Below are 13,891 nucleotides of genomic sequence, written 5' to 3'. Positions count from 1 at the left end.
GAAAGGAATCTCATTACTGTTTTTGTTCTTTTTAAAAAAATATTTTCATGAAGTTGTAACGAAATAAAAAGACTTGCTACAAATTAATTGACATATCAATAATTGATTAATCATTTTAATTAAAATACCGACAACATGGAAAAATTAAATTCAATCATATTCTACAATATAGATAAAGCGATCAGATCGTACAGGAATTATGCCCAGCGGCAGCTTAAGGCCAATGGCTTTACCATTACGATTGATCAGTGGCTGATCATCAAAGCCGTTCTGGAAAACCCCGGAATTACCCAGAACGAAATTGGTGACCTGGTTTTTAAAGACAATGCTTCCGTCACAAGAATTATTGACCTGATGGTAAAATCCGGATACGTGATCCGTCATATTCATCAGGAGGACCGAAGAAAAACCAATCTTGAGGTAACGGAATCAGGGATCAAAATCATTAAAGATGTACAGAAACTTGTAGAGGGCAACAGGACAAAAGCGTTGGAAAATGTTTCAAAAGAAGAGCTGGAAATTATGAATAATGCCCTGCTTAAGATATCAGAAAATTGTATTACTACTAAAAAATAAACACTATGGAAAGACTATTTCTCCTATTACTGGCCTGGACCATGGCGCTGTTCAGCGGCCTGCTATCGGCACAGAGTATACAGAATTTTTCCCTCTCGGGGAATATTAATGCTGACAAAACCGAACAGCTGGAAATCAATCTTTTTGATTCCGGAAATGTTCTGGTCAAAACAGAAATTGCAGAACGGAATGGCAAATTTACTTTCAACGATCTTAAAGAGGGAAGTTACAAATTAAAGATCAGCAAAAACGGCACAGAAGTCTATCATTCGGATAATATTCAGATTGCAGAGAACAAAACCCTCTCTCCTATTGATCTCAACGTAAAGTCCATTGAAGGTGTAACGATTACGAAAACAAAACCTTATATAGAACGCCAGGACGGGAAAATGATCCTTAATGTTGAAAACAGTATTGCCAGCACGGGAAACTCCGCTTTCGAGGTACTGGAAAAGGCTCCTGGAGTGAATGTTGACAGCAATGACAACATCAGTCTTAGAGGAAAAGGAAACCTGCTGGTACAGATCGACGGTAAAAATACGCCGATGACGGGAACCGATCTTGCGGCTTATCTGCGCGGAATTCCTTCATCAACGGTAGAGAAAATAGAGTTCATCACCAATCCGTCCTCAAAATATGACGCAGCGGGAACTTCGATCATCAATATCAAATTAAAAAAAGACCAGCGAAAAGGAACGAACGGAAGTGTTTCTACGGCTCTGGGAACCGGAAAATTCATCAAAAACAATAACAGTTTCAGCATTAATCACAGGAATAAAAAAGTAAACGTTTTTGCGAACTACAGCTTTGCCTACAGGGAATTTTATAACCATCTGGTTCTGGACCGGAATTTCTACAGTGGTGATACATTTGAGAAAGCCTATCTGCAGGATAACTTTCTGAAATTCAATTTCAGGAACCATATTGCAAAAACGGGAATGGACTATTACATGAACGATAAAAATGTATTGGGATTTTCCGTAGGATTCATAAGCAACAGATTTGACCCGAAAGGTGACAATTCAAGTCTTATACTGGGCAGCGACCGGCTTCCTTCAGGGAGTTTTACGACACAAAACCGCTCCCATGACCACTGGAAGAATTTATCATTCAACCTGAATCACAAATACACGATTGATTCACTGGGATCGGAAATCACGACGGATTTTGACTATATCAATTATTCCAATACTTCCCTTCAGAACTTTGAAACGAGAACGTATACCACATCAGGGAGTCTGAATAACCTGGACATCCTTCAGGGAGATATTAATGGAAATCTTAATATTTATTCGTTAAAATCGGATTTAACAAAAAGCCTTAAAAAAAGCTGGAAACTGGAAGCTGGGGTCAAAACAAGCTTCGTGAAAGCGGATAATGACCTGAAATTTTTCAATGCAAGCTCGGGAACTCCGGAACTGGACCCTAATAAAACGAATCATTTCATTTATGAAGAAAATATCAATGCAGCGTACGGAAATGTGTCTAAAAAATGGGAGAAATTCAGTGCGACATTCGGTTTAAGGGCTGAAAACACCAACGTAACGGGAACCCAGATAACCACCAACCAGGTGAACAAAAAAAATTACACCCAATTGTTTCCAAGTGCGGTCTTTTCCTACGATTTAACGGATAAAAATAACCTGGAAATCAATTTCAGCAGAAGAATTACCAGGCCGAGCTATAATCAGCTGAATCCTTTTAAATTCTATCTTGATCCAACTACGTATAGAGCCGGAAATCCTGACCTGAATCCGCAAACGACCATGAATTATGAGCTGACTTACAGCTTGAACAGTAAATATTTCGCCACATTAAGTTACAGCAAAACGAAGGATAATATTACCGATGTCATTAAACCCGTTACAGAAAACGGAGAGAATATTACGGTTCAGACGAATGAAAACCTGAATTCTGCCTCCTACTTCGGGCTCTATCTGATCGCTCCTGTGAAGGTGACCAAATGGTGGGATATGAACAACAGTGCGAATTTCTACTACGGATCGTATACCGGAAATGTTTCGGGAACGCAGATCAATAACAAAGGAAATTTCACTTTTAATCTCAACAGCATCAACTCTTTCAAGTTAGGAAATGGCTTTACTGCTGAATTCACCGGAAATTACAGGGCTAGAGAGGTCTATGCGTATATGGATGTAAAACCCAACTGGTATCTGAACATCGGGGCTCAGAAGAAATTTAAAAACAACAGCGTTCTGAAATTCGCATTCAATGACATCTTCTTTACGAGTAACCCGCAGGCACAGACTGTTTTCAATAATTATGTAGAAAACTTTGTCGTAAAAAGAGATTCCCGCGTCGCAACGATTTCCTACACCTATAATTTCGGATCCTCTAAAAACGGACAGCCAAGAAAAACAGGCGGCGCCGAAGACCTGAAACAGAGAATCGGAGCATAACTTCATTAAGGATAAATAAAATAACGATAAAAAAACAGCGCTATGAAAAAATTTAACATCACCCTACTGGCTATTGCATCTCTATTAGCCTTTAATCAGGTAAAAGCCCAGAAATCCGGGCCCAATGCAACCATGGTAACTTCCAACACCAATGATCCCGGGCTGGATATGTCTTTTATGGATATGTCCGTTCGTCCGCAGGATGATTTCTACAATTTTGTGAACGGAAAGTGGATGAAAACAGCAAAAATTCCGTCCGACCGTTCAAGATGGGGAAGCTTTGACCAGCTAAGGGAAAATACGGACAACAATTCCATTTCCATTCTGAATTCGCTTTTAAAAGATAAGTTTGCTGATGGAAGCGAAGGAAAAAAGATTCAGAATCTGTATCTGACCTACATGGATATGGATAAAAGAAACAAGGACGGCATCTCCCCTTTAAAGGAAGATCTTTCTAAAATAGATGCCATTAAAACCGTTGCAGACCTTAACAACTATCTTACAGCAGCCACAAGACAGGGAGACAATCCTTTTTATGGCTGGGGCGTGAGTGCCGATCTTGCAGACTCGAAGATGAATGCGGTTTATCTTGGTGGCGGCGTTTTAGGGATGGGCCGCGATTATTATCAGAAAGTCAATGAAAAAAATACGGAAGCCATTAAAGAATATACAAAATATGTAGCCTCCATGCTGAACGTTCTGGGCTATAAAAATTCTGAGGAAGCCGCGGGAAAAATTGTTGATTTTGAAAAGTCGATTGCAAAAACGTTACTGACCAATGAACAGATCCGTGACATCAATCTTCAGAACAACCCGAAAACCATTGCGGAGCTTTCCGCTCTGGTAAAAAATGCAGACCTTCCTTCCTACCTGAAAAATGTCGGCGTAAAAACCGATAAAGTGATTATCGGGGAGTTGAATTACTACAAAAACCTGGATACTTTCCTGGTTCCTCAGAATATCCGTGTGATCAAGGATTATCTGAAATTTAACCTGTTATCCGGAAGCGCAGCAACTCTTACGCAGCAGCTGGATGAAATGAAATTCGGTTTTTACGGGAAATACCTTCGTGGTCAAAAAGAACAAAGAGCTTTGAACAAACGGGGGTATGAACTGATCAATGGCAGCCTGGGTGAGGCTTTCGGAAAATTATATGTTGAAAAATACTTTCCGGCGGAAGCTAAAGCACAGATGGTAGAGCTGATTGATTATTTAAAGAAAAGTTTTGCGCAGCATATCAGTAACCTGTCCTGGATGTCCTCTACCACAAAGGAAAAAGCGCTAACCAAGCTGAATAAATTCACTGTAAAAGTAGCTTATCCGGATAAATGGAAAGATTATTCCAAACTGAATATCCTGTCGGAAGCACAAGGCGGAAACCTTTACAAAAATCTTCAGAACATTTCTGAATGGAAATACCAGGAAGCCCTTGATAAAATAGGGAAGCCTGTAGATAAATCCAGATGGACGATGTCCCCGCAAACCGTAAATGCCTACTACAACCCGCAAAACAACGAAATCGTATTCCCTGCAGCAATTCTTCAGCCGCCATTCTTCAATCCTAAAGCTGATCCTGCCATTAATTTCGGTGGTATTGGGGCGGTAATAGGCCATGAAATCACCCATGGATTTGATGATTCCGGAGCTCAGTTTGATGCGGAAGGAAACCTGGTAGACTGGTGGACCCCTGAAGACAAGGCCAATTTTGAAAAAGCTACCAAAGCCCTTGCCGCCCAATACGATAAATATGAGCCTGTAAAAGGTACTTTCGTGAACGGAACCTTTACCAATGGGGAAAACATTGCCGATCTCGGAGGTGTAAATATTGCGTATGATGCTTTGCAAATGTATCTGAAAGACAAAGGCCAGACCGCAAAGATCAGCGGCTATACACAGGATCAGAGGTTCTTTCTGAGCTGGGCAACAGTGTGGAGAACGCTTTATACGGAACCAGCTTTAATCAATCAGATCAAGACGGACGAGCATACGCCGGGAATGTATAGGGCTTTCGGACCTCTGGTGAATACGGAAGCGTTTTACAAAGCTTTTGATCTTAAAGAAGGAGATAACCTTTATAAAAAACCGGAAGAACGAGTGAAAATCTGGTAAATTAATAAATAGCCCGCCGGAGTTTTCCAGCGGGCTTTTATTCACTGTCATTGCGAAGAACAAAGCGATGAAGCAATCTCACTATACCCTACTGAAAATCTCCGATTTTCTTGCGCCTTAAAGCATAATCAATCTTAAAATCCTTGCGCCCTTGCGATAACCAACAAACGAAGATTTTATCACTAATTATAAATTGTTTTAATGATAAGAAAATTCCAAAAAAAACCACCGAAATTTTCAGTGGTTTTAATTAATATATTATCCAAAATATCCGATACGGAATCCTGAAATAAAACGCGATCAATAATCATTATACATCGCAAATGCCTGGAATAATGTGCCGGCATAATTTCCTCCCTGGACACACTGACTTGCCGTTGTGAAGTCAAAACATGTTCCCAAAAGTTGTATGGAATGGGTTCCTGCTCCCAGCAAGGCGATATAACTTCCGGTATTATAAAAGATTCCGGTTAAATTAGATCCCGTAGCAATTCCGTTCGTATAAGTATTTGAAGCTCTCACCACATTCGTTCCGTTAACATTTAAGTGTGTTCTCAGCATCTTTAACCTCTGATCCGAAAATGCTGCTGATAAGGTAACGGGAACTGAAAAATTGATAATCACAAACGCCGGCTTTGCCAGGGTGATAGACTGATTGCTGATACTTACCGGAACAGTTCCGTCCCCTCCTGTATTGACCGCCGTTAAAGTATTAAGGCTGAATAGCTGTACCATCTGCTGGTTCAGTACATTTTTTTTAATGTAATCGACATTTCCATTGGCGTCTGCAATCTGTACATTATCATATGATGCATTGGCAGATTGATTGGTTTGGGTTCTCACTCTCAGGTTTCCGTTAACATCTAAAGATCTGGTAGGTGTTGCCGTATTTACGCCTATTTGTGCATTTACAAATGCACAGGAAAAGAACAAAAAAATAATTTTTTTCATGATTTTTGGTTGAATGGTTCTGGTTAGAATAATTTCATACGTTTTATATAATTAAATTAAATTTATACAAAACTCGTACTTCTACATCTGTGTAGTAACAGTCGCTATAAACCATAATATATCTTAAAAATTTATCATGGTACACTGAAATTCATGCATAAAATTCATTGGTTAGTGACAAATATACTATTATAATTCACATAAAATTGAAAAATTATTTTATGTTAAATCACTGAAAAACATATTATTAATACCAACCTGGGCTTTTTTATTTAGCTAAAACACGTAAAAATATCAACTTGGAACTGTATACTAAAAATGCCAGATTTGAAGTGATTTCAGAAGAATATAGAAAATTGTGCCGCAGGATAAAATCCGGAATATGCAGAAGGCTCTCTCCAAACTATAATGATGAAATGTGGTTATGATGCAGCCTTAAAATAAAAAATCCCTCAAAATTGAGGGATTCATTATATATAAGAATTAATCTTAAGCTTCAGATGAAGGGTTTTGATCTACTGCCGGTTTTTCACCTTCAGGTCTTCCATTGCCCTCATTTCTTGCCGGTCTTTCAGGTCTTCCCTGTCCTTCCGGTCTTCCTTGTCCTTCCGGTCTTGGTTTTCCTTCAGGTTTCGGAGGTCTTGGTAAAAGTACTTTTCTGGAAAGTTTCATTTTCTTACGGTCATCGTAACCCATGAACTTCACTTCAACTTCATCACCTTCTGCATATGGAACTTTGTCAAGACGTGCCCACTCTATTTCAGAAATGTGAAGAAGTCCTTCAGTACCCTTTGCAATCGCTACGAAAGCTCCGAAATCCATTACTTTCACTACTTTTCCTTTGTATACTTCCCCTACTACAGGAACAAAGGTAATTTCGTTGATCTTAGCAACAGCAGCATTGATTTTCTCTCTGTCTGTTCCTGCAATCTCGATACGTCCGATTTCCCCGATTTCTTCAATCGCGATCACAGTATCCGTATCTTTCTGCATCTGCTGAATGATTTTTCCTCCAGGCCCGATTACAGCACCAATGAAGTCCTTGGAGATCTCCATTACCACCATTTTCGGAGCGTGTGGCTTCACATCTGCTCTTGGCTCAGCGATTGTTTCAGTGATTTTATTTAAGATGTGTAATCTTCCGTCTTTAGCCTGCATCAAAGCTTTTTCCATGATGTCCATAGAAAGACCCTGGATTTTGATATCCATCTGGCAAGCGGTGATCCCGTCTGCAGTACCCGTTACTTTAAAGTCCATATCTCCCAGGTGATCTTCATCTCCTAAGATATCGGAAAGTACGGTGAATTTACCGGATTTTGTATCCGTGATCAATCCCATTGCAATACCGGAAACAGGTTTTGTAATCTGTACACCAGCATCCATCAATGCCAACGTTCCTGCACAAACTGTTGCCATGGAAGACGAACCGTTTGATTCAAGGATATCGGATACAATTCTGATGGTATATGGATTTTCTTCAGGAATTACTGCCTGTAATGCTCTTTGGGCAAGGTTTCCGTGTCCTACTTCTCTTCTTGAAGTTCCTCTTAAAGGTCTTGCTTCACCGGTTGAGAACGGAGGGAAATTATAGTGTAGGAAGAATTTCTCGTCGTGTTGCGAAATTACGCTGTCCACCATGTTGGCATCTTTTACAGAACCAAGTGTTACAGCAGTCAGGGATTGGGTTTCCCCTCTTGTAAATACCGCAGAACCGTGAGCTCCCGGAAGATAGTCAATTTCAGACCAGATCGGACGGATCGTCTGAGGATCACGGCCGTCAAGACGGATATTGTCTTCAAGGATCATCTGACGCATGGCTTCTTTCTCCACATCATGATAATATACTTTTACGAAAGGCGTTACTCTTTCCAGTTCTTCCACATTATCTACATATTGTGCTAAGAACTCATCAAGAACCGCTTTGAACTTTTCGTGTCTTTCTTCTTTTCCGGATGGCGTTTTTGCCACTTCATATACTTTATCGTAGCATTCTTTCCATACTTTCTCACGAATCGCTTCATCATGATTTTCGTGGCTGTATTCTCTTTTAGGGAAAGCTTTTCCTACTTTTTCAGCCAATCTCTCCTGAGCTTCAATCTGTTTTTTGATTTCAGCATGACCGAAGATAATGGCTTCCAGCATTTCCTGCTCTGAAATCTCTTTCATCTCCCCTTCTACCATTACGATAGAATCTTTGGTAGCTCCCACCATGATATCAAGCTCAGAGCTTTTCAGTTCTTCATAACTTGGATTGATTGCTAATTTCCCGTCGAATCTTACCACTCTTACTTCAGACATTGGTCCGTTGAAAGGAATATCGGTGATCGCGATGGCTGCAGAAGCTGCCAGACCGGCTAAATCATCTGGAATTGCTTTTCCATCGTAAGAAATTAAAGAAATCATCACCTGAACTTCAGCGTGGAAATCTTCAGGGAAAAGCGGACGTAGAACCCTGTCTACCAAACGCATCGTTAAAATTTCCTGATCTGAAGGTCTTGCTTCTCTGCGGAAGAAGTTTCCGGGAATTCTACCACCCGCATAGAATTTTTCTCTGTAATCTACTGTTAAAGGTAAAAAATCTACTCCAGGATTGGCTTCTTTGTTGGCTACAACCGTTGCTAAAAGCATGGTTCCACCCATTTTTACTACCACGGATCCATCAGCCTGCTTGGCCAGTTTCCCCGTTTCGATAGTGATTTCTCTGCCGTCTGCAAGAGTAATCGTTTCTGTAAACGCTTGAGGTACACTCATAAATTTGTCGTCTTTATACTCCGTATTGAGTATGAATTAATATTTAAACTCTTTAAATTTTCGTCTGCAAAGGTAGCATATAATAATGAAATATTAAATTTTCAGCTTTAGAAATAGCATGCAGAATCATAAGATAATCCCTTGTTTAGTAATGAAAGCTTCAAAAATTACTTCTAAAATGCTCAGCGTATCTATATTATTTCGTTAACAAAAAGTTTTTTTTGCAATAAATTAATCACAAAACCATGTCATTTTCGTATTATTGTCTCAAAATAAGTAAATAATATTTCCGTTTTAACGGGAGGTTGCTTATTTTCCAGAAAACATCAGGATAAGTTGCAGAAACCGGGCTTCAGCCTTATATTTGCCACGCTTCTCAAAATATATGCAGCAGACGAAACCAACTGAAAGAACTCATCATTCTTTTCAAATAAATACATGTTTATGATCAATAAAGAAGTTCAAACCCAGAGCAGGAATTACACGATTCCTTTAATGACCATCACCCTGCTCTTTTTTATGTGGGGATTCATCACCTGTATGAATGATATCCTGATCCCTTACCTCAAACAGCTTTTCAAACTCACCTTTTTCGAATCCATGCTGGTACAGTTCTGTTTTTTCGGAGCGTATTTCATTGGTTCACTCATCTACTTCCTGATTTCTATTTCAAAAGGAGATCCTATTAACAAAGCGGGGTACAAAAAAGGAATCCTGTTCGGTATTTTTCTCGCAGCTTTTGGCTGTGTCCTGTTTTATCCGGCAGCTACATTTTCCTATTATCCGTTATTCCTTGGGGCTCTGTTTATTCTGGGACTAGGTTTCACAGTTCTTCAAATCACGGCCAATGCCTACGTTTCACTGCTCGGCAGCGAAGAATCTGCTTCCAGCCGTCTGAATATGACCCAGGCTTTCAATGCTTTCGGAACCACCATTGCCCCGGTACTCGGCGGCCATCTTATCTTTGAGTTTTTCTCAGCTCCGGACGGCTCGTTCAGTGCTGTAGCCACCAGAATTCCATATCTGATCTTTGCAGGTATCCTTTTACTGGTTGCCTTACTTATTTCAAGGGTAAAACTGCCCTCATTCCAGGCACAGGAAGAAGAGGTGGTAAAAGGCTGGGGTGCACTTCAGTACAGCCATCTGAAATTCGGGGTTTTTGCCATGTTCTGTTATGTGGGGGGTGAAGTGGCCGTAGGAAGTTTTATCATCAGTTTTCTGGAGCAGCCTCAGATCATGGGTTTTAATGAGATCATCAGCAAAAATTACCTGGCATTGTATTGGGGCGGTGCTATGATCGGGCGTTTTCTCGGGGCCATTTCTTTAAACCAGTCCATAAGCGCCGGTAAAAAAGCAGTTTATATGCTGGGAGCCGCCGCAGCGGTTTTCCTAGTTATTTTCAGCATCGTTGATCTTAGTTTTGCTCAGATAAGCTTTTTCATTGTGTTTATAGTGCTCAATTTCATAGCCTTCTTTATCGGTAAATCTGCTCCGGCAAGAACACTCTCTATTTTTGCAGCCATCAATGTTGTTCTTCTGACCTCAGCTATGGTGAATCAGGGTGAGCTGGCAATGTACAGCATTCTGGGAATCGGGATTTTCAACTCCATTATGTTCTCCAATATCTATACACTGGCTATTTCCGGTTTGGGTAAATATACCAGTCAGGGATCATCCCTGGTGGTTATGGCGATTCTGGGAGGTGCCATTGTTCCTGTTTTTCAGGGATACCTTGCTGATCAGCTGGGTGTGCAGCATTCGTTTATCATTCCTGTTTTCTGCTATCTGGTGATTCTGATTTTCGGAGTGTACTGTACCAAATACTTAGGTCATGTGGAAACTACTACAGAAACAAAATCAGGGCATTAGAGATTTCGGGGGTTATTTATCGCAAAGCAAAACAAAGAATTATTAGCAACATCGTGTTTTTAAGATAAACAAAGCCGCTAACGCTTATTATTTGGTAAGACATAGTTTTTTAAATCATATTGTAAAGTGAGATGTTTTTATAGCGTCTCACTTTTGTTTTATCCGTAATTCAATGTAACTTTCAGGATCAGCCAGACACTTATCAGATAAACAATACCTTTTTGCTCATGAAGATTCAACTGCAGCTCGAATATTTTGCTTTTTTAGTACTTGGGGTTTTAGCATTCAAACAAACAGATGTATCATGGTGGTGGTTTGCAGGACTTTTTCTGGCACCGGATCTTTCCATGCTGGGCTATCTCATCAATAATAAAACAGGGGCATTGTTCTATAACCTGTTTCATCATCTCGGGCTGGCGATTATAATATATCTTATAGGAACCTTTCTTACCCTTCCCTATATCCAGACGATAGGAGCGATTCTGTTTGCCCACTCATCTTTTGACAGGCTGTTGGGCTATGGTCTGAAATACCCGGACAGCTTCCAGAATACCCATTTAGGAAAAATCGGAAAAAAACAGATATGAGTTTCCGAGTATTTGAAAACTTAAATATCAAAAGCTTTTGTGGTTGTTTTTTATCTCCCACAGATTTTCACGAATTTCCACAGATAATTAGAATAGATTTGAAACATTAAGATCTATGAAGGGGATAAGAATAATTAAGGAAAATCTAAAGATTTTTTAGCCATACTCTCCAAGCGCAGTTCAAACTTAATATTCTTAAAAACTTAAATGCTTCTTAATGGTTTAAAATTTCACCTGTTTTTGTGGTTGTTTTTTTTATCCCCCACAGATGGGCACAGATTTTCACAGATGATTGCGTATATTAAATAAATATAAAAATCTTTGATTTTTTCTAAACTTAAGTGAATTTCTCTGCATTGTAACTTTAAAACCTCAAATCACTTAAGTGTTAAAAAACTTTTGCGTCTTTTGTGGTTTAAAATTCCGGTTATAAAAAAAGCAGCTTCTTTCGAAACTGCTTTATCTTGACAATCTTTATAGATTATTTTCTTAAACCTAGTTCAGCGATGATCGCTCTGTATCTTTCGATATCCTTATTTTTAAGGTAATCTAGTAAACTTTTTCTTTTACCTACCAATTTAACCAAAGATCTTTCCGTTGCAAAATCGTGACGGTTAGACTTTAAGTGTTGAGATAAATGGTTGATTCTGTAAGTGAAAAGTGCAACTTGTCCTTCAGCACTTCCTGTGTCTGTTGCAGATTTCCCGTGTTTTGAGAAAATTTCCTGCTTTTTTTCTGTTGTTAAGTACATTCCAATATTGTTTAATGATTATTATGTAACGGCTGCAAAATTACAACTATTTTTCTATTCTGCAAAACATTATTGATTTCATGTATCAAATTTGATAGAAAAAAATGTTAAAAATTTCTTAATAAAATGTATGTGATCCAGTGAAAAGGCAGTAATTTTGCATACGAATTACAAATGAGAAAAATTATATTCTTTACAGCAGTCAGTACTTTTTTATTAGTGGGCTTTGTCTCTGTAAAAGCACAGAAAAATACAGACCATAAGGTAAAAAAGATCCTATACTTCAATCCTGAGGTAGAGCCGGATATTGAAGAAATTAAGGAGCCTACGAACCAGGCTTTTTTCAGTGCGGTTTCGGATAATTTCAGCTCCAGAAAAAATAAGATGCTCAGAGCGGAAGTCCAGATTCCATTCGACAGTGTGGAAAAACAAACCATCACTGATTACTGTGTCAATAACGACGCTGATTTTGCCATTGTTCCCAAAGTACGCTATTTCAAAGTAGGAATCGGAAAATATGTATTCTCAAATCAGGTGGTAGTCAGCATGAAACTCTTTGACGCCGGAGGAAATCTGGTTACGGAAACAGATTATGATACCTACCGTAAAAATATGCGTCTTTTAGGTTCTACGGAAAATTCCATTAAAATAGGTACCGACGGCGCGATCAAAGGTATTTTGAAAAAACTCAGAAAGCTTAAATCCTGGACAGAAGGAGAACTTTAGGGATAAATGGTCAATTTTGCTGCGCAAGTCAATGGTCAATTTTTGACCGATAGTAAATTCACTATTGACCATTCACAATTCACAAATCCTCCTATTTATTTGAATGGTCAACTTTGCTCCACAAGTCAATGGTCAATTTTTGACCGATAGTAAATTCACTATTGACCATTCACAATTCACAAATCCTCCTATTCATTTGAATGGTCAATTTTGCTCCACAAGTCAATGCTCAATTTCCGACTGACAGCAAAATTCACTATTGACAATTCACAATTCACATTACTGTGATCCGAAACCATACAGAATTCATAGAAAACCTGATAAAAATATTTGATCACATTTCAAAAAAGCGTCAAAACACACTGATTATTAGATAAATATTTTCATCAAACAGTGAATAATTAAATATTTTTTATTATTTTAGTCTAACAAATTAAACTTTTACAATATGAAAAATTTAAAAAAGCTGAACAGAGAACAGCAAAAACAAATCAACGGCGGAGCCATCGCCAGATGTGGAGAAACCAGACCTTGTACGGTTGGTTGGTGTTGTAACGGAGTATGTAGCCCACATGCCTGCATTGAGATATAAGATTCTTATCTTTTTATCTGAATCAAAATTTACTTAATATGCAAAATTTAAAGAAACTCAGCAGAGAACAGCAAAGACAGATCAATGGTGGAGCTATGGCAAGATGCAGTGTAACAAGACCGTGTACTGTAGGCTGGTGTTGTGACGGAATATGCAGTCCGCACGCCTGTATTGAATTTTAACCTTATCCTTTATCAAATCAAAAATTATTTAACATGAAAAATTTAAAAAAACTCAACAGAGAACAACAAAGGAAAATCAATGGTGGAGCCATTGAAAGATGCAGCGCAACAAGGCCATGTTTTATTGGTTTTTGCTGCTGGGGAGTGTGTATGGAATATGACTGTATTGAAGAATAAATCAGTTTTTCATTTTATAACAGAATATATCCATGAAAAATCTAAAAAAGCTTACCAGAAAAAAGCAGCAGGAAATCAAAGGGAACGGAATGCGCCAGAAATGCCAGACCCACTCCCAGTGCGGATTCGGGGAATGCTGTGACGGGGGAATGTGCTTACCTTCTCCTTATCCGTTATGCGGACCTATCCTTGAATAAGGT

The 13,891-nt window shown here is 39.0% G+C and carries 13 protein-coding genes; 10 read left to right on the top strand and 3 right to left on the bottom strand.

The annotated features are described in order from the left end of the window. Positions 1-135: 135 nt before the first annotated feature. Genes B7E04_RS09815 through B7E04_RS09805 form a run of 3 tightly spaced genes read left to right on the top strand, consistent with a single transcriptional unit; the run spans position 136 to position 5,105 of the window. A complete protein-coding gene (locus B7E04_RS09815) occupies positions 136-576 on the top strand; it encodes a MarR family winged helix-turn-helix transcriptional regulator (RefSeq protein WP_080778486.1) in 441 nt (146 codons plus the stop codon). Positions 577-581: 5 nt separating this feature from the next. After that, positions 582-2,996 (top strand): TonB-dependent receptor, encoded by a 2,415-nt coding sequence (locus B7E04_RS09810; protein WP_080778485.1) that lies wholly within the window; start codon positions 582-584, stop codon positions 2,994-2,996. Between the two features lie 42 nt (positions 2,997-3,038). Next, positions 3,039-5,105 (top strand): M13 family metallopeptidase, encoded by a 2,067-nt coding sequence (locus tag B7E04_RS09805; protein ID WP_080778484.1) that lies wholly within the window; start codon positions 3,039-3,041, stop codon positions 5,103-5,105. Between the two features lie 300 nt (positions 5,106-5,405). Here the strand turns inward: B7E04_RS09805 and B7E04_RS09800 are convergent, their stop codons facing one another. Together B7E04_RS09800 and B7E04_RS09795 are read right to left on the bottom strand one after the other, a co-directional pair. Then, positions 5,406-6,056 (bottom strand): hypothetical protein, encoded by a 651-nt coding sequence (locus B7E04_RS09800; RefSeq protein WP_080778483.1) that lies wholly within the window; start codon positions 6,054-6,056, stop codon positions 5,406-5,408. 489 nt (positions 6,057-6,545) lie between these two features. Beyond that, positions 6,546-8,807 (bottom strand): polyribonucleotide nucleotidyltransferase, encoded by a 2,262-nt coding sequence (locus tag B7E04_RS09795; protein WP_080778482.1) that lies wholly within the window; start codon positions 8,805-8,807, stop codon positions 6,546-6,548. A 444-nt stretch (positions 8,808-9,251) separates the two neighbouring features. On the opposite strand from B7E04_RS09795, the gene B7E04_RS09790 reads away from it, so the two are divergent. Together B7E04_RS09790 and B7E04_RS09785 are read left to right on the top strand one after the other, a co-directional pair. Further along, positions 9,252-10,676: a sugar MFS transporter gene (locus tag B7E04_RS09790; protein WP_080778481.1), complete on the top strand. Its 1,425-nt coding sequence runs from the start codon at positions 9,252-9,254 to the stop codon at positions 10,674-10,676. A gap of 227 nt (positions 10,677-10,903) precedes the next feature. Continuing rightward, entirely contained in the window at positions 10,904-11,263 is a 360-nt protein-coding gene (locus B7E04_RS09785) for a DUF4260 domain-containing protein (RefSeq protein WP_080778480.1), read from the top strand. A gap of 481 nt (positions 11,264-11,744) precedes the next feature. Here B7E04_RS09785 and rpsO read toward each other — a convergent pair whose 3' ends face one another. Beyond that, a complete protein-coding gene (gene rpsO, locus B7E04_RS09780; protein ID WP_080778479.1) occupies positions 11,745-12,014 on the bottom strand; it encodes a 30S ribosomal protein S15 in 270 nt (89 codons plus the stop codon). 174 nt (positions 12,015-12,188) lie between these two features. Between rpsO and B7E04_RS09775 the strand changes: the two genes are divergently transcribed. The 5 genes from B7E04_RS09775 to B7E04_RS22135 all read left to right on the top strand — a co-directional run bounded on the left by B7E04_RS09775 (position 12,189) and on the right by B7E04_RS22135 (position 13,888). After that, on the top strand, positions 12,189-12,740 hold the full coding sequence (locus B7E04_RS09775; protein ID WP_080778478.1) for a pyruvate decarboxylase: 552 nt from the start codon (positions 12,189-12,191) through the stop codon (positions 12,738-12,740). A 448-nt stretch (positions 12,741-13,188) separates the two neighbouring features. Continuing rightward, positions 13,189-13,332 carry a bacteriocin-like protein gene (locus tag B7E04_RS22735; protein WP_449384826.1) on the top strand — a complete coding sequence of 48 codons (144 nt, stop codon included), beginning with the start codon at positions 13,189-13,191 and terminating at the stop codon, positions 13,330-13,332. Positions 13,333-13,370: 38 nt separating this feature from the next. Beyond that, entirely contained in the window at positions 13,371-13,514 is a 144-nt protein-coding gene (locus tag B7E04_RS22145; protein WP_165439431.1) for a bacteriocin-like protein, read from the top strand. Between the two features lie 33 nt (positions 13,515-13,547). Continuing rightward, positions 13,548-13,691 carry a bacteriocin-like protein gene (locus B7E04_RS22140; protein ID WP_157967960.1) on the top strand — a complete coding sequence of 48 codons (144 nt, stop codon included), beginning with the start codon at positions 13,548-13,550 and terminating at the stop codon, positions 13,689-13,691. 32 nt (positions 13,692-13,723) lie between these two features. After that, on the top strand, positions 13,724-13,888 hold the full coding sequence (locus tag B7E04_RS22135) for a hypothetical protein (protein ID WP_165439430.1): 165 nt from the start codon (positions 13,724-13,726) through the stop codon (positions 13,886-13,888). The last annotated feature ends 3 nt before the right edge of the window (positions 13,889-13,891 follow it).

Source organism: Chryseobacterium phocaeense, from assembly GCF_900169075.1.
Lineage (GTDB): Bacteria > Bacteroidota > Bacteroidia > Flavobacteriales > Weeksellaceae > Chryseobacterium > Chryseobacterium phocaeense.
This window is presented reverse-complemented; position numbering and strand designations above follow the sequence as displayed.